The following is a 22,810-nucleotide window of genomic DNA, read 5'->3' as shown; positions in this document are numbered from 1 at the left end:
CTGACGTGGGCAGCGGGCCCAGACCGGCCCGGCCCGGTCTCGCCCGGGGGGGGGATGGCCATCTTGTTGATCTCGCCGACGAAGAAGATCCCTTCGGGGATCTCCGCGATCTCGCCGCACCTCGACGCCGCCGCCACCGCCGCGCTGCGCGTCGGGCGCGCGCCCGAGCTGGCCGATCGCCTCGACGCCGCATCATGAGCGCTTCCACCCCCCCGCTCCCGGCCTCGACGTCGCCGTTCCTCGGGAGCTTCCGCGAGGTGCTCCGGGCCCTCGAGCGCGCCCCCGGCTTCGCCCTGCTCCCCGTCGAGATCCCCGGCCCGGACGTCGCCCGCGCGCTCGGCGACTTCCTGACCCGCGAGGGGCGCCGGGCGCTCGTGATCGCGCCGCGAGACCGCGACGCCACCTGGGAGGACCTCGTCGCCGCCCTCACCAGGGCCGAGCCCGAGCCGCGGGGCGTCGTCCTCCTCGTCGGCTCCGACACGCCGCCCCCGGCCGCGCGCGAGGGCCTCCGGCGCCTCAACCAGCACCAGCGGCGCGACACGCTGTCGAGCCGCCTCGGCTGCCCGCTGCTCTGGTGCGGACCGCCGGGCTTCCTGAGCCTGTGCCGCGAAGAAGCGCCCGACCTCTGGGCCATCCGCGCCGCCGAGCTCCGCGTTGTCGAGGAGCCCGCGCCGGACGCGCTCCGCGCCGTCGCCGACGCGCTCGACCCCGCCCGCCCCGGCGGCGCGACGGAGCCTCCGGCGGAGCTGCTCCTGCGCCAGGCAACGGCCGAGCGGCGCCGGGGCCACGCCGTCGCCGCGGCGGCGACCCTGGGCGCCCTGCTCGCGCGGCCAGCGGCCCCGCCCGCGGTGCGCGTGCGCGCCGAGCTCGAGATGGCCGGCCTGCTCGAGGACGGCGGCGACCTCGCGCGCGCCGAGGCGAGCTACCGCGAGGCGCTCGCGCTGGCGCGCCAGATCGTCGACCCGGAGCCCGAGGCGCGCGCGATCATCGGCGCCTTCGCGATCGCGGCGCGCACGGGCCGCGCCGCCGAGGCCGAGGGGCCGCTCGCCGAGGCGCGCGCCATCGCCGAGCGGCTCGGCGACCGCGCCCTCGAGGCCTCCGCCGTGGCGGCCCAGGCGCTCGCCGCGATCGGGCGGCACGACGCCCAGAAGGGCCGCGAGCGGATCTCCGAGGCCAAGGCGCTCTACGCCGCGAACGCGCGGCGAGACGCGGCCGCGGGCATGGACGCGGGCGCCGAGCGCGAGGTCGGGCCCGTGGACGTGCTCGTCGTCACGGCGCACAAGGACGAGCTCGACGCCGTGCTCGCGCAGGGCGAGGGCGGCGAGAAAGGGTGGCGCGAGCTCCGCGATCTCGGCGGCCTGCGCTACCACCGGCGCGCGCTCCCGAGCGCGCGTGGCGGCCCCCTCGTGGTCACCGCCGCGTGGATCGGCGAGGCGGGGCTGCGCACAGCCGCGATCCGGGGGCAGCACCTCGTCGCCGAGCTCGACCCGGCGTGCCTCGCGATGTGCGGCGTCTGCGCCGGCGATCCGAGGAAGGTCGCGCCGGGCGACGTGATCGTCGCCGACCAGCTCTACAGCTTCGAGCAGCGCAAGCGCGGCGCGCAGCCGGCGCCCGCGGGCCCCGCGCAGCCCGGCGACGAGGCCGAGCTCTTCCACGACCTCCGCACCTTCAACCTGCAGGCCGCGTGGAAGATGGACGCCGGCTACCTCGCGCGCGACCTCGACCTGTCCGCGCTCTCCCGCGCGCGCCCTCCCTCCCGGGCGGCCGAGCGGCGGTGGCTCCTTCACGCGCTCCACGCGCACGAGGTCGACGGGGCGCCGAGCCCCGTGGCGCACCCGGAGCGGCGGCGCGCCTGCCCGGGGTGGACAGCGCGGGTCCAGGAGGCGCTCCACGACGGCCTCGTCTCGATGAAGGGCGGCGCGCTCTGCCTCACCGAGGCGGGGCGCGAGAAGGTGCTGGAAGAGCGGCTGCTCTACCCGGACGCGCTGCCGGCCGATCCGCCGCTGCGCGTGCACGTCGGGGCGATCGCCAGCTTCACGGCGGCCGCGCGCGACCCGGGCGTCTGGGACCGGCTGCAGCGCGTCGTGCCGGGCACCCTCGGCCTCGAGGCCGAGGGCGCCGCGATCGGCGACCTCGCGGCGCGCTTCCAGAGGCGCTCGATCCTGATGCGCGCCGTGGGCGGCCACGAAGGCCGCGGCGACGACGACGGCCTGCGCGCGTTCGCCTGCCGCGCCTCGGCGGCGGCGCTGCTCGCGTTCCTGCAGCAGCACCTCGCGCCCGAGCCGCGGCTCGAGCGCCCCTCGGCGCCCGATCTGCGCGAGCCGGCGCCGGCCGACGACGGCGAGCGCCACCCGAGCGGGCGGGACCTCGTCTCCGACGACAGGCACGACCGGCGCGACGCCTTCCTCGACCGCGTCGAGCGCGTGGCGCTCCTCCGCGACCCCGGGGCGACAGTGACGAAGCACCGCGCGCCGCCGCCGTTCGCGGGCGCGCTCGAGGTCGCCGTGCAGGACGGCCGGCGCGTCGACGTCCGCGTGATCGGCGTGCTCGAACGGTCGATCACCGAGGAGCTCGTCACGCGGTACGTGACCGAGGTCGAGCACCGCTTCCGGCAGCAGGACCCGTACCTGCGCTCCACCCTGATCCACACCGACCCGCCCGCGCCGCCCGAGCTCGTCCGGAGCGCGGCGCGCCGCGGCGTCGTGCTGAAGAGCTTCTCCGAGGCGCAGGGGCTCATCGACTTCGGCCGGTACCTCGCGTGGCAGACCGACCGCATCGAGTCCGACCCGTCGTACCCGCCGTGGCTCTACGTCGAGCAGCCGGCCGTCGTGAGCCTCGGCGACCGCGAGAAGAGCGCGACCGAGAGCGCGATCGACGCCCTCTTCCGGCTGCTCGACGCCCCCCACCGGCGCTTCGCGCTGGTGCTCGGCGACTTCGGCGCCGGCAAGACGTTCCTGCTGCGCGAGCTCGCCCGGCGGATGGCGCGGGAGCGGCACCCGCTCGTGCCGGTGCTCATCGAGCTCGGCCGCATCGAGAAGCAGCGCTCGCTCGACTCGCTCCTCGCGCAGCACTTCGCGCTCGCGAACGAGCCCGTCGATCTGCGGGCCTTCCGCTACATGCTGGCCGAGGGGCGCGTCGCGCTGCTCTTCGACGGCTTCGACGAGCTCGCCCTGCGGCTGACGTACGATCGCGCGCTCGAGCACTTCGACACGGTGGTCCAGGCGGCGGAGGGGATCGCGAAGGTCGTGGTGACCAGCCGCGCGCAGCACTTCCTCACCGATCCGCCGATCAAGCGCGAGCTCGCCCGGCGGGCCGAGCTGCTGCGGGGCTACCGGCTGGTGCAGCTCCAGGGCTTCGGGGAGAAGCAGATCCGGCGCTTCCTCGGCAACCTGAGCCCGGAGCCCGCGGAGGCCGAGGCGCGCTACCGGCTGCTCCACGAGGTCAAGGATCTGCTCGGGCTCTCGGAGAACCCGCGGATGCTGGGGTTCATCGCGAAGATCGAGCCGGACAAGCTCCGGCAGGCCAAGGCGCGGACAGGGACGATCACCGCGGCGAAGCTGTACGAGGTGCTCGTCGAGCAGTGGCTCGATCACGAGCACGCGCGCGCCAACCCGCGGGGCGCGCCGCGCGGGATCCCCCGCGAGGCGCTGCGGGCCGCGATGACCGGGCTGGCGCGGCTGCTCTGGGACCGGAGCGCGCGCGCTGTCGGGCTCGGCGAGCTGCCGGAGAGCCTGATCCGGGGCGCGCAGCCGCCCGACGCGCCGCCGATCGACCGCGCGATCATCGAGCACCTGATCGGCTCGGGCTCGCTGCTCGTGCGCGACGCGGAGGGGGCGTTCTCGTTCGTCCACCGGTCGGCGCTGGAGTGGCTCGTCGCCGACGCGGCCGCGCGCGAGGTGAAGGAGACGGGCGACAGCGCGGCGCTCGGCGCCGACGAGATGAGCGAGCTCATGGTCGACTTCTTCGTGTCGCTCGCGGGGCGCGCGGCGGCGGCGGCGTGGGCGCAGCGGGTGCTCCGCGGGGCGGCCGAGGGGAACGCGAAGGACAACGCCCTGCGCGTCGCGTGCTGGCTGGCCAGGGACGAGGAGGACACGGACACGGAGGAGGGGAGGAGCGCCTTCCTGGACGACCTCGACGCGGCCGGCGTCAACCTGGCCGGGCAGGACCTGAGCGGGTGCAACCTCGCCTGCGCCGACCTGCGGCGGGCCGATCTCACGCAGGCCAACCTCTGGGGCGCCACGCTCGTCGAGGCCCGGCTGGCCGGCGCGTCGCTGGGCGCGGCGCAGCTCGCGCGGGCGGACCTCACCGGCGCCGACCTCGAGGGCGCGGATCTCCGGGGCGCGGATCTCTCGTTCGCCCGGCTGGTCGGGGCGGATCTGACCCGCGCCAACCTCGCGGGCGCGCAGCTCCGCGGCGCCAAGCTCGTCGGCGCCCGGGGGGTGCCTGTCGCGTCGCTGGCCGCTGACGGCGCGGCGCCGCCCCGGCCGCGCGACGCCGAGCCGATGTGGGCGCCTGTCTCGCCGTGCAACGCGGTGGCGTGGAGCCCGCTGGGCGATCTCCTGGCGGCGAGCCACGAGGACGGCTCGGTCCGGATCTGGGACGCCGTCACCGGGCAGGCGATCCGGGCGATGCACGGGCACCTCGGCGCGGCGATGAGCGTGGCGTTCAGCCCGGATGGCCTCCTGCTCGCCTCGGGGTCCTCGGACAAGACGGTGCGCCTCTGGGAGGTCAGGACGGGCCGCGCGCTGCGCACGTTCGAGGGGCACACCCACGGGGTCCGCAGCGTGGCGTGGAGCCCGGACGGGCAGGCGCTCGCCTCGGGGTCCTCGGACAAGACGGTGCGCGTCTGGGAGGCCGGCACCGGGCGCGCGGTGCGCTCGTTCAAGGGCCACTCGCTCGGGGTCCGCAGCGTGGCGTGGAGCCCGGACGGGCAGGCGCTCGCGTCGGCGTCGTCGGACAAGACGGTGCGCCTGTGGCGGGTCCGGAGCGGCCACGCGCTGCGCTGCCTCGAGGGGCACACCGACTGGGTGCTCGGCGTGGCGTGGAGCCCGGACGGGCAGGCGCTCGCCTCGGCGTCGTCGGATAAAACGGTGCGCCTGTGGGACGCCGCGGGCGGCCGCGCGCAGCGCGCGTTCGAGGGCCACACCGACTGGGTCTTCGGGGTCGCCTGGAGCCCCGACGGCCTCACGCTCGCGTCGGGGTCGCTGGACCGGTCGGTGCGCCTCTGGGAGGTCAGGACGGGCCGCGCGCTGCGCGCGTTCGAGGGGCACACGCACGGGGTGTGCAGCGTGGCGTTCAGCCAGGGCGGGCAGACGCTCGCGTCGGCGTCGCGCGACAAGACCATCCGCCTCTGGGAGGTCGCGCGGGGGCACGCGCTGCGCAGCTTCGAGGGGCACACCGACTGGGTCCTCGGCGCGGCGTTCAGCCCGGATGGGCACACGCTCGCGTCGGGCTCGGACGACAGGTCGGTGCGCCTCTGGGACGTGGGGAGCGGCCGCGCGATCCGGGCGTTCAAGGGGCACACGCTCGGGATCCGCAGCGTGGCGTTCAGCCCCGAGGGCGAGGTGCTCGCGTCGGCCTCGGACGACAAGACCATCCGGCTCTGGGAGGTCGCGCGCGGGCGGCTCCTGCGCTCGATCGAGGGCCACGCGCACGCGATCCGCGGCGTGGCGTTCAGCCCGGATGGCGAGACGCTCGCGTCGGCCTCGGACGACAGGACGGTGCGCCTGTGGGAGGTGGAGAGCGGCCGCCCGCTGCGCACGTTCGAGGGGCACACGCACCGGGTGTGCACCGTGGCGTGGAGCCCTGTCGGGCTGACGCTGGCGTCGGGGTCGGACGACAGGACCATGCGCCTGTGGGAGGTCGCCCGGGGCCGCGTGATCCGCACGTTCGAGGGGCACACCGACGGGATCCGCGGCGTCGCGTTCAGCCCCGACGGCCTGCTGCTCGCGTCGGGGTCGGACGACAGGGCGGTGCGCGTCTGGGAGGTCGGGAGCGGTCGCGCCCTGTTCTGCCTCGAGGGGCACACGCGCGGGGTCCGCGGCGTGGCGTTCTGCCCGCGCAGCCAGGTGCTCGCGTCGGGCTCCTCGGACAAGACGGTGCGCCTCTGGGACGTGAGCCGGGGCCGCGTCCTCCGCACCCTGGAGGGCCACAACGCCTCCGTGCAGGGCGTCGCCTTCAGCCCCGACGGCCACCTCCTCGCCTCGGCCTCCGCCGACGGCACCCTCCGCCTCTGGGACGTGGTCCAGGGGAGCTGCCTCGCCATCCTCCTGCCCTGCCCCGAGGGGTGGGCCGCCTTCAGCCCCGACGGCCGTTACAAGCTCGGCGGCGACATCGGCGGCTCGTTCTGGCACGTGATCGGCCTCTGCCGCTTCGAGCCCGGCGAGCTCGATCCGTACCTGCCGAACCCCCTGCGCATCCCCGGCGACGAGCCCCTTGTCGTGCGCCATCGCGGCGGGGAGCTGCCCGCGAGCGGCGCGACGCGGTAGGGCAGGGGGGCGGGGCGACCGGCAGGCGCGCCGGGGGCGCCGGTCCTAAGATGAGGGCTGCATGAGCGAGGTACCCAGAGGGCGGCTCTCCAGGGCCGAGCGGCGCGAGCAGCTCCTCGAGACGGCGCTCGGGATCGTCCGGGAGGAGGGGACCGACGCCCTGACGCTCGGGCGCGTGGCGGAGCGCGCCGGCGTCACGAAGCCGATCGCCTACGAGCACTTCGGGACCCGCTCGGGGCTCCTCATCGCGCTGTGCGAGCGCATCGACGTGCGGCAGCGCGCGGCGCTGTTCGAGGCGCTCGAGCGCGCGCCCGCGCGGCTCGCGGACGTCGCGCGCGTTGCGGGCCGCGCGTACATGCGCTGTTACAACTCGGTCGGCCCCGAGTGGTACGCGATCACGGCGGCGCTGAAGGGCGACGAGGAGATGGAGGCGTTCCGGCAGCGCCTGCTCGACGAGTACGTCGCGATCTACAGGGACACCTTCGCCCCGTACGCGAAGCTGCCGAGGCGCGAGCTCCACCTCCGCTGCGTCGGGATCGTCGGCGCCGCCGAGGCGATCGCGGGCGAGATGCTCCGCGAGCGGACGAGCGAGGCCGCCGCCGCGGAGGCGCTCGCGTCGCTCATCGTCGCGTGGCTCCCGGCGAAGGGGTGAGCGCGCGCTCCGGAGGAGGCGCGGCGAGCTCCGCGGGATCCGGCTGATTCACCGAAGGCCGCGCCGGCCAGGCTGGTTGCGCGATACCGCTGCTCTGCCTACGCTCGGCCGCAGAACCACGAGCGGCCCGCGAGCGCCGCGGCGAGGCCGTCGAGCCCGCCGCCGGATCGCGGCAGCGCTGAGAGGAGGCGGCTTTCCATGTGCGGCATTGCTGGATGGGTGGATCACGCGCGCGATCTGACGCGGGAGCGCCGTGTCGTGCGCGAGATGACGACGACGATGAAGAACCGCGGGCCGGACGACGAGGGGATCTGGCTCTCCCCGCGCGCGGCCCTCGGCCACCGCCGGCTCGCCGTCATCGATCTCGAGGGGGGCCGACAGCCGATGATCGCCGACGAGGACGGCGAGCCGGTGGCCGTGCTCATCTACACCGGGGAGGTCTACAACTTCCGTGAGCTGCGCGGCGAGCTGGAAGGCCGCGGTCACCCTTTCAGGACGCACAGCGACACCGAGGTCGTCCTCCGCGCGTACGTGGAGTGGGGCGCGGGCTTCCCCGCGCGCCTCAACGGCATGTATGCCTTCGCCCTCTGGGACGTCCGCGCGGAGGAGCTCCTGCTCGTCCGGGACCGGATGGGCATCAAGCCGCTGTATTACCAGCCGACCGGATCGGGCGCGCTCTTCGGCTCGGAGCCCAAGGCCATCCTGGCGAACCCGCTCGCCCCGCCGGCCGTGGACGACGGCGGCCTGCGCGAGCTCCTCGCCTTCACGAAGACGCCGGGGCACGCCGTGTTCCGCGACATGCGCGAGGTCCGCCCCGGCCACGTCGTCCACGTGCGCAGGGGTGGGATCACCGAGCGCCGCTACTGGGCCCTCGAGTCGAGGCCTCACACCGACGATCTCCAGACGACGATCGGCGCCGTCCGCGGGCTGCTCGAGGACATCGTCGCTCGCCAGCTCATCTCCGACGTGCCGCTCTGCACGCTCCTGTCCGGAGGGCTGGACTCCAGCCTCGTGACAGCGCTCGCGCAGCGGGCGCTCGCGGACGCGGGGCCTGTGCGCTCGTTCTCCGTCGATTTCGTCGGGCAGGCCGAGAACTTCAAGGCGGACGAGCTGCGGAGCACGCCGGACGCGCCGTACGTCGTCGACGTCCAGCGGCACGTCGGGTCCGACCACGCGAACATCGTGCTCTCCGCGGCCCAGCTCGCCGATCCCGCCCTCCGCGAGGTCGTGCTGCGCGCCCGGGATCTCCCCCTCAGCTTCGGGGACATGGATGCTTCGCTGCACCTGCTCTTCCGCGCCATCCGGGAGCGCTCCACGGTGGCGCTGTCCGGCGAGTCGGCCGACGAGATCTTCGGCGGGTATCTCTGGTTCCACGACCCGGACGTCGTGGCGGCCGACACGTTCCCGTGGAGCGCCATGCGCACCAGGCTGAGGAGCTCGAGCTCCGTCTCGACGCTGCTCGCGCCCGAGCTCCTCGAGCGGCTCGATCTCCAGGGCTACGTCGCCGAGCGCTACCGGGAGGCGATCGCCGAGGTCCCGCGCCTGCCGGGCGAGACGGGGAAGGAGCGGCGCATGCGGGAGATCAGCTACCTGCACCTGACGCGCTTCCTGCAGCTCTTGCTCGACCGCAAGGATCGCATGAGCATGGCGACAGGGCTCGAGGTCCGGGTCCCGTTCTGCGATCACAGGCTGGTGGAGTACGTGTTCAACGCGCCGTGGTCGATGAAGACCTTCGACGGGCGCGAGAAGAGCCTCTTGCGCGCCGCGTCCGGGGATCTCCTGCCGCGCTCGGTGCTCGATCGCCGCAAGAGCCCGTACCCCGCGACCCAGGACCCCGCGTATGCGCGGGCGCTGCGCGCGCAGCTCGCGGCGCTCCTCGCGCAGCGGGACGCGCCCGTGTTGCCGCTTGTCGACGTGGCCCGCGCCCGCGCCGTCGCCGCGGACACCGACGGGCCGGTCGACGAGGTGTCGCGGTCGAGCGTGGAGCAGGTGCTCGTGCTCAACGACTGGCTCGCTCGCTACGAGATCGAGCTGGCGCTCTGAACGGCGCGCTGCGGGCGTTGGAGGGGCGCGAGGGCCGCCGCGGCGGGCGCGCGCCCGCCGCGGGCCCGTCGCTCACTGCTGCGGATGCGGAATGGCGCTCGGGTCCATGTAGAAGACCTCCCAGTGGTGGCCGTCCACGTCGTAGAAGCTCCACGTGTACATGAAGCCGTGATCCGTGGGCTCCTCCGCGTGCGTCCCGCCGGCGGCGATCGCTGTCTTCACCAGCTCGTCGACCTCGGCCCGGTTCTCGGCCGTCAGCGCGAAGATGCCCTCGGTGGACGTGCTGGTGTCGCAGATACGCTTCTTGGTGAAGTCCTTGAACCGCTCCTCGACGAGGAGCATCACGTACGCGTCCTCGCTGAGGATCATGCAAGTCGCCTTGTCGTCGGTGAAGTTCGGATTGAACGAGAAGCCGAGCTTGGTGAAGAACTCGACCGATCGCTTCAGGTCCTTGACGGGGAGATTGACGAAGAGCTTCCGGGAACGGTTCGTGGTCATGTGCGCCTCCAGCGTGGGGTGAATTCGAACCTACTGACGCCCGCGGGGCGCCGGATTCATCGGTCCCGTCCAAAAAAATCGACGGCTCTCCAGGAAAGATCGACGCCGCGCCCGTCAGCCGCCCTGCGCCTGCGGCCCCTGCGCGCCGCCCTGCGGCTCCGGCGGGAGCTCCGGCGGCAGGCCGAACCGCGGAAAGAGCGTCTCCGTGTCGAGGAAGTAGTTCAGCGCGACGATGTGCGCGTCCGAGAGCTCGAGAACGATGAGCGCCCACGGCTTGTAGCTCTCCCCGGGGCCGCCGGGCCTGTACTGCCCGAACGCGGGCGAGCCGCAGGCCGCTGTCGGCACCAGCCGGGACCCGCGGCAGGCCGCGCCAGGGCCCAGGAGCCAGAAGCGGATCGGCTCGTGACCGCGCAGCCACAGCGCGTACGGCGGCATCGACATCGTCGCGTCCTCGTGGAGGATCTTGGTGAGCGCGTTCACGTCGTACCGCTCGAACGCCTCGACGTAGCGGTCGACCAGCACGGACTGCGCGTCGGACAGCGGGGCGTGGGCGTCCGACATGTCGCGGGTCGTGAGCGTCGCCCGGGCGCGCTGGAGGGCGCTGTTGACCGAGGCGACCGAGGTGTCGAGCGTCTCTGCGACCTCGGCGGCCGGCCAGCCGAGGACTTCCATCAGCAGCAGCACAGCGCGCTGGCGCGGCGGGAGGTGCTGGAGCGCGGTCACGAAGGCGAGCCGGATGCTCTGGCGCAGGGCCACGAGCTCGGCGGGGTCGGCGTCGGCGGGCAGCGCCAGCACGTCGGGGATGGGCTCGACCCACCGGTAGGAAGGCAGCGTGGTGAGCGGCCCGTCGATCCCGTTGGGGGGGCCGAGCTCCATCGGGCGCGCGCGGCGGGTGCGCTCGCTCAGCGCGTCGAGGCACACGTGGGTGGCGATGCGGTACAGCCAGCTGCGCAGCGACGCGCGCCCCTCGAACTGGTCGATGCTGCGCCAGGCGCGCAGCATCGTCTCCTGCACGGCGTCGTCGGCCTCGGCGGCCGACCCGAGCATGCGGTAGCAGTGGCCGGTCAGCGCGGCGCGGTGCTCGTCGAGGTGGCGGGCGGTCGCGTGCCCGACGTCGGCGCTGGCGGCGTGCTTCCTCGGGGGCGGGAGGTCAGCCATCGCAACCGTGTTTAACAGGTCCGCTGCCCGCGGAAAAGGCAGGATCTCCTGCGGCTGGGGTGCAGCTCACCATCACCGAGGTTGCGCCGGCGGGCTGCGCGCCTGACGTCGATTCGCTCCGCTCGGGCTGGCAATCTGAACCGTGATTCCGCAATGCTCGCGCCGCCGCTGCCGATCGCGGCCGGGCCCGCCGGGCCTCTCGCGCTGCGGGCGGGCTCCTTGTGTCAACGCCCGGTTGACGTTGTGTACACTCCCGCGTGACGGCGACGCGCGCGGCGCTCGCCAGGGGGCGACGGAGCGCGGCCTCTCCACGGAATGATGCAGTGAAGTCGCGCGGTTCGCGCGCCGGCGACGGCGGCGCTCCGTGGCGCGAGCGTTGCAATGCTGCGCTGCGACCCGCGCGGCACGCCGCCGCATCGAGGTGGAGCGCGCTGTACAACGGTTGCCAACGAGGGATGGAATCATGAGCTTGAAATGGAGATGTGCTCTGGGAACGCTGCTGTCGCTCGGCCTCGCCGGCTGCCTCGCGGCGGACGACGCGGTGGACGTGGACGCGGTGGACTCGCTGAGCGACGCGCTCAGCGCCGTCAAGATCCAGGCCGAAGACCAGTCGTGGTCGATCTCCTCCGGCGACAGGATCGAGGACAACGCGGACAACGTGAAGTTCCGCGCCAACCAGAGCGGCGATACATTCAAGTTCTCCACCTCGGTCGCGTCGGGCACGTACAAGATCGTCCTCCGGTACGCCAAGCGCAACGTGTACGGCAAGTACGAGCTGAGCGTGAAGGGCTCCTCGGTGACGTCGTTCGACGCCTACACATCCACCACGGGCGATAGCTGGACGACCGCGACGCTCGGGGAGAAATCGCTCTCGGGCAACGTCGAGTTCAAGTTCACGTGCAAGGGCAAGAACTCTTCCGCTTCCGGCCACGATCTGAAGATCGATACCATCGAGCTCGTGCCGGTGGGCGGCGGCGACTCGGGCGGCGGCACGACGGTCGGGGACGGCGGCGTCGTGCGCTCGACGATCGTCGTGAAGGCCGGCGAGACGTTCGACGGCGGCGGCAAGCGGTTCATCGCCGACAGCGGGACGCTCGGGGACGGCAGCCAGGACGAGGGGCAGAAGCCGGTGTTCAAGCTCGAGGACGGCGCGAAGCTGAGGAACGTCGTGCTCGGCGCGCCGGCCGCCGACGGCATCCACACCTACGGCAACGTCACGCTCGAGAACATCGTCTGGGAGGACATCGGCGAGGACGCCTTGACGGTCAAGAAGTCCGGCACCGTGGTCCTGAACGGCGGCTCCGCGAAGAACGGCGCCGACAAGGTGTTCCAGATCAACGCGGCCAGCACGTTCAGGGTCTCGAACTTCAAGGCGGAGAACGCCGGCAAGTTCATCCGGCAGAACGGCGGCACCGGCTTCAAGGTCGATGTCGTCATCGACAGGTGCGACATCTCGAAGATGAAGGAATCCATCTTCAGGACGGACAGCAGCTCCAGCACCGTGAAGATGACGAACACCCGCTACAGCGCCATCGGCAAAGAGCTCTTCATGGGCGTGAGCTCATCCAACATCACCACGTCGGGCAACAGCGCCTACTGACCGGCCAGCGCGGCCGCGCTGCCAGGGGCGGCGCGCGCCGCGCCTCACACGGCGCAGACGCGCGGCCGGCGCCGGTCCCACGGCGCCGCCTGCTCGAGCTGGCCCGCGAGCCGCAGCAGCGTGGCGTCGTCCGCGTAGCGGCCCGCGAACTGCACGCCCACCGGCAGGCCGTCGGCGCTCATGTGGAGCGGCACCGACATGGCCGGGCTCCCGGTCACGTTGAACAGGGGCGTGAACGCCGCGAAGGCGAAGATCTGATCGAGCCAGTCCTCGGCGCTCAGGGTCGGGTCGTTCGCGTCGAGCGTGCCCGACGGGATGGGGAGCGTCGTCAACGTCGGCGTGAGCAGGGCGTCGAACTGCGTGAAGAACTGCCCCACCTGCCGCGATATCTGGTCGCGCGCCACGAGCACGTCGTGCAGGTCGATGGCGCTCATCCGCCGGCCGGCCTCGGCCATGGTGAGCGTCGTTGCCTCCACCGTGTCGCGCCCGGGCGTGAGCCCGTACAGCGGGCAGACGCGATCGAGCAGGTGGGCGTGGTACGAGAGCAGCATCCGGAACGCGATGCGGACGCGCTCCCAGTCGATCTCCGGCCGCGCCGGCACGACCTCGTGCCCCAGCTCCTCGCACAGCGCCGCGGCGCGGCGCACGGCCAGCTTGCACTCGTCGTCCACCTGCACCCCGTGCCAGGCCGCGTCGGTGAACGCGATCCGGAGCCGCCCCGGCGGCGTGCGCGCCTCCTCCAGGAACGGCCGCGCGGCCGGCGGCGCGAAGTACGGCGTGCCCGGGTCGGGCCCGGCGATGGCGTCGAGCAGCGCCGCGCAGTCCCGCACCGAGCGGGTCAGCGCGTGATCGGTGGCGAAGCCCATCAGCACCTCGCCCTCGATCGGCCCGGTCGGGATGCGGCCGCGGGTGGGCTTCAGCCCGAAGAGGTTGCAGCACGACGACGGGATGCGGATCGACCCGGCGACGTCGTTGCCGTGGGCCATCGGCACCATCCGCGCCGCCACCGCCGCGGCGGCGCCGCCGCTCGACCCGCCGGGCGTGCGATCGAGCCGCCACGGGTTGCGCGTCGGCCCGTGCGCGATCGGCTCCGTGACAACGTTGAGGCCGAGCTCCGGGGTGTTCGTCTTGCCGATCGCCACGAGCCCCGCGCGCCGGAAGCGCGTCATCAGCTCGTCGTCCGCGGGCGACACGAGCCCCTGGAAGAGCCGAGAGCCCATGCCGGTGGGCGTGCCCGCGACGAGGATGCCGAGGTCCTTCACGAGGTACGGCACCCCGGTGAACGGCCCGGGCGGCAGCCCCGCGCGGAGCGCCCGCTCCGCGTCGTCGCGCAGCGAGCCGATCACCGCGTTGAGCGCAGGGTTCACCTGCTCGATGGCGGCCGAGGCCACGTCCAGGAGCTCGGAGGGGGTGACCTCGCGCCGGCGGACAAGCTCCGCGAGGCCCAGGGCGTCGAACGCGGTGTACTCGGAGATCTTCATCGTGCAGGTCCCTTATACGAGCCTGGCGCGCATCGCGGGGTGAAGAAAGAACCCACGCCGCGCACGTCCTCCGGGGCCGCCGCGAGCGCCGCCGCGCCGACCCGGACGAGGGGCGCTCTCATGGCGAGACATTACCCCGGATGTGGGCTCGATCGCGAGCGCGCCCTGCGCTGGATCGCGAGGGGGGCAATGCGATCCCGCGCAGGGCGCGGGAGGCGCGTCTGGGAGCCGAAGAACCACACAGGCGCGCAGGCCATCGAGGAGCCAGGCGCGATGATCTGGCACGAGGTCGACACTCGCGATCACAAGAGGGCGGCTGAGTTCTGCTGTCGCGTCTTCGGCCTCGAGGCGCGCAAGCTCGAGTCCGCGGGCTGACGGAGGCCGGCGGCGACACCAGCGCAGATCGACGGATTGACTCCATCGACGGACCGACGCGTCAGGCGCGCCGGCCGGGGAGGGGCCTTGCTGGCCTGATCCCCGGCGTGTACGCTGGCCGTGGCTCCGCAGAGATCGCGCGCGCGGGCCAGGGGCATGACCACGCTGCCACACACCATCTCCGCGGAGCGCGGCTGGATCCATGGCGCCGCGCTGGATCTCGGGATCTTCCTTGGCCCGTGGATCGTCGTGGCCGCGCTCTGGGCGGCGCGCGGCGGCGACGGTGCGTCCACGGCGCTCTGGTGGTCGCAGTTCGTGCTCGGCAACACGACGCACGTCGTCCTCACGTTCGTGCTGCTGGCGGCCCGCGCGGACGTGCTGCGCGCGACGCCCTCGCAGGCGAGGATCGTGGTCGCCGGCTCGCTGCTCACGTTCGCGCTCTCGTGGGCGCTCTTCCGCGGCGTCAAGGCGGCGATCCCCGACTGGACCGACTTCGCGCTCGCGGTGGCCGCGATCTTCGGGACGCACCACCGGCTGTCGCAGGCGAAGGGGATCTGGTCGCTCTACAACCTGCGCGGCGCGCAGCTCTCGCGCCCGGCGCCCTCGGGGCGGGAGCGCGCGCTCCAGCAGCACTGGGTCTCGGTCGGCCTTGTCGTCGTGATGGTGGCCTGGCTGTTCGTGCCCTCCGGGCCGGGCCGCATGTTCCCGCTGCTGCAGGCGATCCCGCGCGAGCCGGCGATGCTGCCGCACGCGGCCGCGTACCTGCTCGCCGCGGCGTGGCTCGCGTTCGTGGCCGCGCTGCTCGTCGAGCTCGGTCGGGCGAGCCCGCGCAGCGCGCCGAAGATGCTGCACGTCGGCACGCACGGCGCCGCTGTGACGCTCGCCGTCGTCGCGCCGCTGTGGGGGAGCATCGTGTGGGGCGCGATCCACGGGCTCGAATACTACTTCCTCTGCGCGCGCATGATGCGCCCCCGGGAGGGCGACGCCGCGCCGGGGCCCTCGGCCCGCTGGGTGTGGCCGCTCATGCTGCTGTCGATGGCGCCGCTGTTCCTCGTCGGGCTGGCGATCGCGCCGTTCGCCGCGGTGCGCCCGTCGCTCCCGTCCGGCTGGGCCGAGGAGGCGCTGATCGTCGTCAACGCGCTCGTCATGGCGCATTACTTCGCCGACGCGTTCATCTACCGCTTCCGCATCCCCGGGGTGCGCCAGGTGGCGCTGCGCCGCCTCGGCTTCGCCTGACGGCGCGATGCGGCGCCTGCCTGCGTGGATCGCGCGGCTCGACGGCGTCCGGGCGCGCGCTGCCCCGGCGCTGCGCTCGCCCCGCGCGCCGGCCGCGCTCGCCGCGCTGGTCGGGCTCGTCGCGCTCGTGCCCCGCTGGCGCTTCGCTGTCGAGGAGCACCCGCTCCGGCTCTACGTCTTCGGCGACATGGCCATTTACCTGGAGCGGGGCGTCGCGCTCACCGAGCGCGCGCGGGCGGCGTGGGACACGTTCACGCCCCCCGGCTATCCCGCGCTCCTCGCCCTGCTGCACGCCGCGGCGCCCGGGGATCTCGCGCTCGTCGGCGCGTGCCAGGCGGCGCTCGGCGCGCTCACGGCGGCGCTCACCGCGCTGTTCGCGTACCGCCTCGATCGCTCGCTCGCCGTCGCGGCGCTCGCGGGGCTCGCGACGGCGCTGTACTTCCCGCTCGTCTTCTACGCGGGCTTCGTCCTCACCGAGACGGCCTTCGCCTTCCTGCTGCTGCTGTTCGCGTGGCTCGAGCTCCGCGCGCTCGAGCACGGGCGCGCTCGCGGCCGCGCGGCGCTCGGCCTCGCCGCGGGCGGGGTCCTCGGGCTCGCCGTGCTCGTCCGCCCGAGCCTGCTCGCGTTCCTCCCGTGGGTGGCGTTCCGCGCGGCGAGGGGCGCGGGCTTCGATCGCCGCGTCGCGGGCGCCACGTTGCTCGCGTGCGCGCTCGTGATCGCGCCCGTGTCGGCCCACACGAGCTGGCTCCTCGGGCGCCCGGCGCTGGTGGCGACGAACGGCGGCGTGAACTTCTACCTCGCGCACTCGGCGTGCCGCTCGGTGCGCTCCACCGCCGGCGGCGAGGTCGTCGAGGTGAGCACCCATTACAACAGGACCCATTTCGAGCGCCGGTGCGAGCTCCCGCGGCCATTCCTCGACGAGGGCGCGTATTACCGTGCGGGTCTCGCGGAGATCGCCGAGCACCCGGGGCGCCTGCTGCGCGCGTGGACGGGCGTGGCCGAGGGCCTCGGCCTGGCGCCGCGCCGCGCGTGGCCGAACCAGCCGTTCTGGCCGGGATCGGTGGAGCACGAGGCGGAGCTCGACGCGTCGTCGCGGCTGTTCGTGCCGCTGGTGCTGCTGCCCGCGGTGGTCCACGCGATGGCGCGCGCGTGGGGCGCGCGGCGCGGGCGGGGCGGGGGAAGCGGGGAGGGCGGCGCGGCGCGCGAGGGAGGCCCGGGCGCGGACGCCGGGGCTCGCGCGCGCGGGATCGCGTGGGCGATCCTCGCGAGCGTGGTCGTCGTTCTCTATGCGTACAACGGCAACCCGCGCGTCCGCGTCTCGAGCGATCCGCTCGCGCTGGCCCTCGCGGCGAGCGCCTGGGCGGCGGGGGCGCGCTGGCTCCTCGAATCGTTGGCTCTTGCTCACGCCTCCCGGCGCGCTGGACCTCCATGAAGCTCTACTACGCTCCCACTTCCCCCTTTGCCCGCAAGGTGCGCGTCACCGCGCACGAGCTGCAGCTCGGCGACCGGATCGACCTCGTGCTGGTCAATCCCTGGTCGGACGCGGCGCTGCGTTCCCTGAACCCGCTGGCCAAGGTCCCGACGCTGGTCCGGGACGATGGGCAGGTGCTCTTCGAGTCCGCGCTCGTCTGCGAGTACCTGGACCACCTCGCGGCCGGGGGGCTCTATCCGGCGGCGGGAGACGCGCGGTGGAGCGCTCTGCTCCGGCAGGGCATCGCGGACGGCATCAACGCCGCTGCCGGACGGCTCTTTGCCGATGAACATCGCCCGTCCAGCGAACGATCGAGCAGCGTCATGCGGCGCCAGGCGGACGCCATCGAGGCCGGCCTCGACAGGCTGGAGCGTGACGCCGGAGCGCTGTCGATCGGACTCGCGGACATCGGCGCGATCTCGGCCGCCTGCGCGCTCGGTTACCTCGATTTCCGCTGGCCCGGCCGAGGCTGGCGAGACGGCCGGCGCGGCCTCGCGCGCTGGTTCGACGTCGTCGGCCAACGGCCATCGATGATCGCGACGCAGCATCGCTTGCCGTGATGGGCCGCGTCGCCCTCCCGGGCATGCGCGGCCGCATGCCCGTCTGATCCTGCCCCTGTCGGCTCGCGCCGCGTCATGGCAAGTTGGCGTCCATCCAGGCGAGTCGGGCCAGGAGGAAGTCGCGCATGACCTGGAGCTGGCCCTCCCACGTGGGCACGGTGGGGCCGCCGACGAAGCCGGTGCTCGACTCGATGACGCTCGGCACGGGCCACTTCGCGTAGTCGCGGACAACGGCCTGCGCCAGCGGCGCGCTCAGGCTATCCATGCGCTGCTCGATCGCGGCCTCGGACAGCAGCGTCTGGCGGAGCGCCGTGTAGCGCGTCCTCACCTGCGCCATGAACGCCGGGTCGCCGGTGAGCTTCTGGTACCAGTTGTTGACGTTCCTCTGGCCGCTGAAGCGCCAGCCGGTGTCGCTCGCCGATTGTGGCGTCGCGTTCTGGGCGCCCACGCCGCCGAGCGCGAAGTTGTAGTCCCACAGCGGGCCAGCCTTGAGCTTCTGATCGCGATCCTTGAAGTAATAGGCGCTCCGCACGTACGCGTCCACGTTGAGCGTCAGCTCGCTGATGATCAGGTAATCGATGAACGACGGCAGGTCGATGTACGTCGCGTAATCGCCGATGGGCGTCTGATGGAGGCTGTCGTGGAACTGCTGGATATACTGCGTCAGCCATGTCGCCTGCTCGTCGTTCAGGGGATCGGGATCCACCACCTCGAGATCGATCCAGCACGTGCCGCTCTCGTCGTTCCCGCCGGGCCCGCCGGGCCCGCCGGGCCCGCCGCCGGGCCACCCGCCGCCGCCGAAGCCGCCGAACCCCGGGAGGGGCTCCGAGCCCGTGCACGTGAGCTGCGGCTCCTCGGCGGCCGCCTGGTCGAACTTGAAGATGTAGCCGCCGCTGATGTCGGGCAGCGCCCGGTCCTCCCCCTCGAGCTGCTTGAGATCGGTGCGGACCTTGTTGTTCTTGATCGTCTCCGAGACCCAGTAGACGCCTTGATAATCCGCTTCACCGATCGCGTGCGGCTCGTAGTTCAGATAGACCTCGGCGAACTCGGTGCGCGGCGTCTGGAGGCCCATCTCCCGGCCGAGCGCGTAGGTGAACGGATTGCGGATCAACGTGCGGTCGTAGTAGGGCGGGATCAGCGCCCAGTCCGAGTCGGCGGGCATGCCCAGCACGCTGTAGTCGAGGTCCTTGCCCTCGTTGTCCCACAGCTCGAGCTTGTACGGCGTCTGCGGGAAGTTCGCCGACGACTGGCCGCGCACGTGATAGCCAGCGCGCATCGCCATCGTGGGCAGCGAGGCGATCGAGGCCACGCCGTTGACCGGCTCCCAGATCATCACCGCCGCGTCGAAGTAGACTTCCTTGTCGCCCGGCTTGCCCTTGCCGTAGCCGTCCACGATCATGATGGGAATGTCGGACGTCGCGTCGATGGTGCGCGCGATGTAGAGGCCCGTGCTCACCGCGCCGGCCGCGGCGCCCCCCGCGAACACCTGCGCGCGGACCTGCGTCGTGGCCGTGAGGGTCAGGGGCTCGCCCGTGTAGAGCGTGGAGGCCGCTGTCGGCGGCTGCCCGTCCACCGTGTAGCGGATCTCGGCCCCGTCGACGGTCGTTGTCATCCCGACCTGGATCTGATCCCTGAATGTCTGGCTCGGTGTGGAGAACGCGACGTCCCCGAGCAAGGACGGATTCACCGGCGCTGTGTCACCGCCTGACGCGTTCTGGCCGTCCGGTGCCTGGCCACAGGCAACGCACAGGGCGAGGAGGGCGAGCGAGATGGATCCTTGAAGCAGCCCGGTAAAGCGCGTGCGTTTGCCCATGATGGTATTTTTCACTGTCCACCTCATTCGAAGTGCAAGAAATCGTCATTGTACGGACACACGGGGCTTCAGCGCTACCCGTTTCTCTCGAGGCAGAGGCGCGCCTTCGACGCGCCCAGGCCACCCGGCGACGCGCCCAGGCCACCCGGCGACGCGCCCTGGCCAGCCGGCTCGGGCTGCTGGGCACGCGGGAGCCGGCGGCCTGGTCGGCGGCGAGCTGGACGCCGCGCCGGCCCCGGCGGGGGCACGACGGTCGTCCACCGCATCCCGGTCCGGGACGGGGACGCCCCGATGCGGCGCGAAGCGCCTCGTCTCCCGCTCGCCGTGGGAGCAGCCCAGGGACAGGCGAAGGCGCTCCGGGACGTCCCTGGCGCCTTGCGTCTTGTCCCTGGCGCCTTGCGTCTTGTCCCTGGCGGCGGGCTCGGTGTCCCTGGCGCCTTACCTCGCGTCCCTGATGGTGATTTCCGTGTCCCTGGCGCCGAACCGCCAGTCGCCCGCGGGCCTGTTCCCTTGTCCCTGGCGACGGTTTGCGTGTCCCTGGCGACGGTTTGCGTGTCCCTGGCGACGGTTTGCGTGTCCCTGGCGACGGTTTGCGTGTCCCTGGCGACGGTTTGCGTGTCCCTGGCGACGGTTTGCGTGTCCCTGGCGGGATTCCCGTGCGCCGGTCACCGTGGGGGTGGAGCCTCTGCCCTGAACCCGGCGAGCCGCCGGCGGGCGCTCAGCGGTACCAGTTGCCCGCCGGCGTCTTGTTGTCGAGCATCCGCCCGTCGGCAACACATCCGTTGTCGTCGAGCGATGGCCCGCACAGCCCCGTCTCGTCCACGCAGTTCAATGTCTCGCAGTCGGGACCCAGGACGCACTCGCTCCCCTCCGGGAGCCGCGGCCCGCACGTGTCGCTCCCGAAGATGTCGCACCGGCCGCTGTCGCACTCGACAAACGTCTCGCACGTCGCGCCGTCGGGCGCCCACGGCGCGCAGGTGCCGACGTCGGCGTCGGAGTCCGGCTTGACGCAGTGCCAGTTCTCGCAGTCGTGCTCGATGGTGCACTCTCCTCCGAGCGGCACCTGCCCCTCGAACGCGTCGATGAGGCAGCGCCAGTCGGCATCGGTCGCGGCGCACCGGGCGCCGTTCAGCCGATCGATGCAGGCGCGCATCCTGTCGGGGTGATAGACGAGGCGCCCTGCCGCGATGGACGCGCGCAGGACCGGCAGCGCGGTCGTGTTCTGCAGGACGGACCTGAACTCCGCGCAGGTCTCCTCCGTGGTCGCCAGGAAAGGGTTGTCGAGGGCAACGGGAGAGCAGCACTCATAGGAGAGGCGGCAGTAGGTCTCGCCCTCCGCGTTGAAGAAGTCGTCGAGCGCGATCGGGCCGGTCCCACCGATGTAGATGGGATCCTTCTTGTCAACCTCATCGCCGCCGCAGCCGAGCAGCACGCCGCCGAGCAAGGCGGCGGCGCCGCAGGCCATCTGCAAGGTGCTGCGCTGGAACATCGTGATTGCCATCATGGAACGTAACCTCGCCGTCTGGCGCCGCCGAGGCGACCCTGCCTCGCAGCCCGCGTCGGGTTCGCGGGCGCCCCGGCAGCGGTGGAATCGATGTGAGTGGAGCTGCTTGTCGTTTGAAGCAGAAGAAGCAGAGATGTCGAAGCGCCGGACGGTGCTGTGGATGCCGCGGCGGCTCACTGCGCTTGCAGATGCGCCGTGCAGTCGAGCTCCCCGCCGTCGCAACGGGCCTCCAGCCCGCCGTCGAACTCATGGAATTCGCAAAGCATGCCTTGCTCGCTGCTGTTGCCCCATCATGAACGGGCTCAAGAGCAGGAGCCCTGCCAGCGACACGCCGCCAAAGAACCCAGTCGCGTGTCCACGGTTCGTTCTCGGGTTCATCGTTCAGACCATCCGTCTTCAAGAGGTCCGCCCAGCAGGCACCAGCGCGGCTTGTACTGGCAAGCGCCGGAGCGCGGCGGGCATCGTGCCAGAAGCTACTGGGCCAGTTTGCTAGCACCCCATGTCGTTCGCCGCAATGCCTGTCTGCTCGGCTCGGCTCGGCGACGGGACGAGGGTGAGCGTCGAAGGCCCCTGTCGCCCGGGGACCTTCGACGCTCGGCCGGGCGTCAATGAAAGCCCATGTTGTCGAGGCGAACCTGCCCCGCCGGGTTCACGTCGAGCGCCAGGCTCACGCGGCAATTTGTGAAGTTACCTCATAGCGTGCTCGCCACCTGCGTGGGCAGCAAGAACTCGACGGTGTTGAGCTCTCCGTCGAACCGGTTCACGAGGCTCTGGACGCCGAGCGACAGGTTGGCTCTCGTCGCTGTCATGGTGCGCGTGGGGGACGAACGTCGTGCCGTTGACCCGCTGTATTTATCTCCTTGAGCACCGCTGCCTCGTTTCCGTGCATCAGTATCTGGCCGGTGAACGGATCGGGGAAGCCGTCCGGGCCGGTGACGCCGGCGCGGAAGAAGTCGGTCTTCTCGATCACCGCTTGGTACGCCTCCTTCGCGCTGATCACGACGTCGAGCGGACGGCCATTCACGGAGAACGTGATCGTGTCCGGCTGCAGTCCAGGCGTGATCTCCGTGCCGCGCGGCCCGGCGCAGACGGTGCCCTACGTGGCCTTCACGCAGCGCGAGGGGATGCTCGAGCGCGTGCTCCGCCCGGAGGCGAAGCGCGCGCGGGACGTCGTCCTCTTGATCAAGAGCCACAGGCCAGCGGAGCGCGGGCAGGGGGCGCGCGCACGACGCGCTCCAGCAGGACAACCCGGCCGCGGCCAACCGCGATCGCGAGCGCGCCCTGCGCCGCGCGATCGTCGCCTTCGCCGAGGAGCACACCTCCTGGCGCGGCACCCACCCTGATTTCGTCGCGTCGCGGCGCCTCGACATGCGCCGCGATCTCTCCGAGGAGATCCGGGACAAGCTCCTGCTCCGGCAGCTCCGCGACGTGGCGCTCGACGGCGCGGCGAAGAGGGGCCCCTGCCGCTCGGCCTCGGCCACGTCCACGGCGCGTACGCCGGCGCGTTTCTGCGCGGGTACGAGGCGTTCCGCGCCCTCGCCGTCGACGAGCTCGGGGCGACGCTCCAGACCGTGCGCGACCGCGATCTCGGCGGGGCGGCCCAGGGGCGCGCGGCGCCGCGCCGGGCGCGCTGGACACCCGCCTGCTCCGCGACCTCGTCATTGTCTCGCCGGGGCAGGCGGGTTGCCGCCCTGCGGATCGCCGGAAGCCCAACGTCAGAGATGCGCCGCGAATGGCATCGTCCAGGGCATACGCTCCACCGGAGCGCCCGCGCTGAAGCTTTCTCGGGGACGCCGGCGCCGCGGCGTCGAGCGCGTCCAGCTCCCCGGTGCGGCTGACCCGCGCCGATGGAAATGGCGCTCGCCGCGGTATCTGGGCGGCTCATCCCCGGCTGTGCGAGCCGAGGCGAGCGCCGCGCACACAGGACCCAT

The 22,810-nt window shown here is 72.7% G+C and carries 15 protein-coding genes and 1 pseudogene; 10 read left to right on the top strand and 6 right to left on the bottom strand.

Going from position 1 to position 22,810, the window contains the following annotated elements:
- Positions 1 to 54 precede the first annotated feature (54 nt).
- The 4 genes from WMF42_RS25230 to asnB all read left to right on the top strand — a co-directional run bounded on the left by WMF42_RS25230 (position 55) and on the right by asnB (position 9,183).
- On the top strand, positions 55 to 198 hold the full coding sequence (locus WMF42_RS25230; protein ID WP_437685246.1) for a hypothetical protein: 144 nt from the start codon (positions 55 to 57) through the stop codon (positions 196 to 198).
- Positions 195 to 6,488, top strand: a complete 6,294-nt coding sequence (locus WMF42_RS25225; RefSeq protein ID WP_437685245.1) for a pentapeptide repeat-containing protein — start codon at positions 195 to 197, stop codon at positions 6,486 to 6,488. Before WMF42_RS25230 ends, WMF42_RS25225 begins: the two co-directional genes overlap by 4 nt.
- Before the next feature lie 61 nt (positions 6,489 to 6,549).
- Positions 6,550 to 7,140 (top strand): TetR/AcrR family transcriptional regulator, encoded by a 591-nt coding sequence (locus tag WMF42_RS25220; protein WP_061607563.1) that lies wholly within the window; start codon positions 6,550 to 6,552, stop codon positions 7,138 to 7,140.
- Positions 7,141 to 7,338: 198 nt separating this feature from the next.
- Positions 7,339 to 9,183 carry an asparagine synthase (glutamine-hydrolyzing) gene (gene asnB / locus WMF42_RS25215; RefSeq protein ID WP_437685242.1) on the top strand — a complete coding sequence of 615 codons (1,845 nt, stop codon included), beginning with the start codon at positions 7,339 to 7,341 and terminating at the stop codon, positions 9,181 to 9,183.
- 72 nt (positions 9,184 to 9,255) lie between these two features.
- Here asnB and WMF42_RS25210 read toward each other — a convergent pair whose 3' ends face one another.
- Both WMF42_RS25210 and WMF42_RS25205 read right to left on the bottom strand, forming a co-directional pair.
- Complete coding sequence (locus WMF42_RS25210; protein WP_061607561.1) at positions 9,256 to 9,681, bottom strand: VOC family protein; 426 nt, start codon at positions 9,679 to 9,681, stop codon at positions 9,256 to 9,258.
- 114 nt (positions 9,682 to 9,795) lie between these two features.
- A complete protein-coding gene (locus WMF42_RS25205; protein WP_061607560.1) occupies positions 9,796 to 10,839 on the bottom strand; it encodes a sigma-70 family RNA polymerase sigma factor in 1,044 nt (347 codons plus the stop codon).
- A gap of 463 nt (positions 10,840 to 11,302) precedes the next feature.
- Between WMF42_RS25205 and WMF42_RS25200 the strand changes: the two are divergent.
- Positions 11,303 to 11,794 (top strand): annotated as a pseudogene (locus WMF42_RS25200) (pectate lyase); the annotation flags it as partial.
- A 3-nt stretch (positions 11,795 to 11,797) separates the two neighbouring features.
- A complete protein-coding gene (locus WMF42_RS25195; protein ID WP_437694338.1) occupies positions 11,798 to 12,439 on the top strand; it encodes a pectate lyase in 642 nt (213 codons plus the stop codon).
- A 44-nt stretch (positions 12,440 to 12,483) separates the two neighbouring features.
- Here the strand turns inward: WMF42_RS25195 and WMF42_RS25190 are convergent, their stop codons facing one another.
- The gene (locus tag WMF42_RS25190) at positions 12,484 to 13,920 is read right to left on the bottom strand and encodes an amidase (protein ID WP_061607559.1); all 1,437 of its coding nucleotides are present in this window, start codon (positions 13,918 to 13,920) and stop codon (positions 12,484 to 12,486) included.
- A gap of 189 nt (positions 13,921 to 14,109) precedes the next feature.
- Between WMF42_RS25190 and WMF42_RS25185 the strand changes: the two genes are divergently transcribed.
- The 4 genes from WMF42_RS25185 (at position 14,110) to WMF42_RS25170 (ending at position 17,562) form a co-directional block, all read left to right on the top strand.
- A complete protein-coding gene (locus WMF42_RS25185; RefSeq protein WP_437685240.1) occupies positions 14,110 to 14,295 on the top strand; it encodes a VOC family protein in 186 nt (61 codons plus the stop codon).
- A gap of 156 nt (positions 14,296 to 14,451) precedes the next feature.
- On the top strand, positions 14,452 to 15,531 hold the full coding sequence (locus WMF42_RS25180; protein ID WP_437685238.1) for a hypothetical protein: 1,080 nt from the start codon (positions 14,452 to 14,454) through the stop codon (positions 15,529 to 15,531).
- 7 nt (positions 15,532 to 15,538) lie between these two features.
- The gene (locus WMF42_RS25175; protein ID WP_437685236.1) at positions 15,539 to 16,963 is read left to right on the top strand and encodes a hypothetical protein; all 1,425 of its coding nucleotides are present in this window, start codon (positions 15,539 to 15,541) and stop codon (positions 16,961 to 16,963) included.
- Positions 16,960 to 17,562 carry a glutathione S-transferase N-terminal domain-containing protein gene (locus tag WMF42_RS25170; protein ID WP_437685234.1) on the top strand — a complete coding sequence of 201 codons (603 nt, stop codon included), beginning with the start codon at positions 16,960 to 16,962 and terminating at the stop codon, positions 17,560 to 17,562. Before WMF42_RS25175 ends, WMF42_RS25170 begins: the two co-directional genes overlap by 4 nt.
- Positions 17,563 to 17,635: 73 nt before the next feature.
- Here WMF42_RS25170 and WMF42_RS25165 read toward each other — a convergent pair whose 3' ends face one another.
- The 3 genes from WMF42_RS25165 to WMF42_RS25155 all read right to left on the bottom strand — a co-directional run bounded on the left by WMF42_RS25165 (position 17,636) and on the right by WMF42_RS25155 (position 21,903).
- Positions 17,636 to 19,390 carry a CotH kinase family protein gene (locus tag WMF42_RS25165; RefSeq protein WP_437685232.1) on the bottom strand — a complete coding sequence of 585 codons (1,755 nt, stop codon included), beginning with the start codon at positions 19,388 to 19,390 and terminating at the stop codon, positions 17,636 to 17,638.
- A gap of 703 nt (positions 19,391 to 20,093) precedes the next feature.
- Positions 20,094 to 20,879 (bottom strand): hypothetical protein, encoded by a 786-nt coding sequence (locus WMF42_RS25160; RefSeq protein ID WP_155798068.1) that lies wholly within the window; start codon positions 20,877 to 20,879, stop codon positions 20,094 to 20,096.
- Positions 20,880 to 21,684: 805 nt separating this feature from the next.
- A complete protein-coding gene (locus WMF42_RS25155; protein WP_437685230.1) occupies positions 21,685 to 21,903 on the bottom strand; it encodes a hypothetical protein in 219 nt (72 codons plus the stop codon).
- Positions 21,904 to 22,810 lie beyond the last annotated feature (907 nt).

It is taken from the genome of Sorangium sp. So ce176 (genome assembly GCF_051519835.1).
In the GTDB taxonomy this organism is placed as follows: Bacteria; Myxococcota_A; Polyangia; order Polyangiales; family Polyangiaceae; genus Sorangium; species Sorangium cellulosum_G.
The sequence above is the reverse complement of the archived record's forward strand: the minus strand, read 5'-3'. Positions and strand labels throughout refer to the sequence as shown.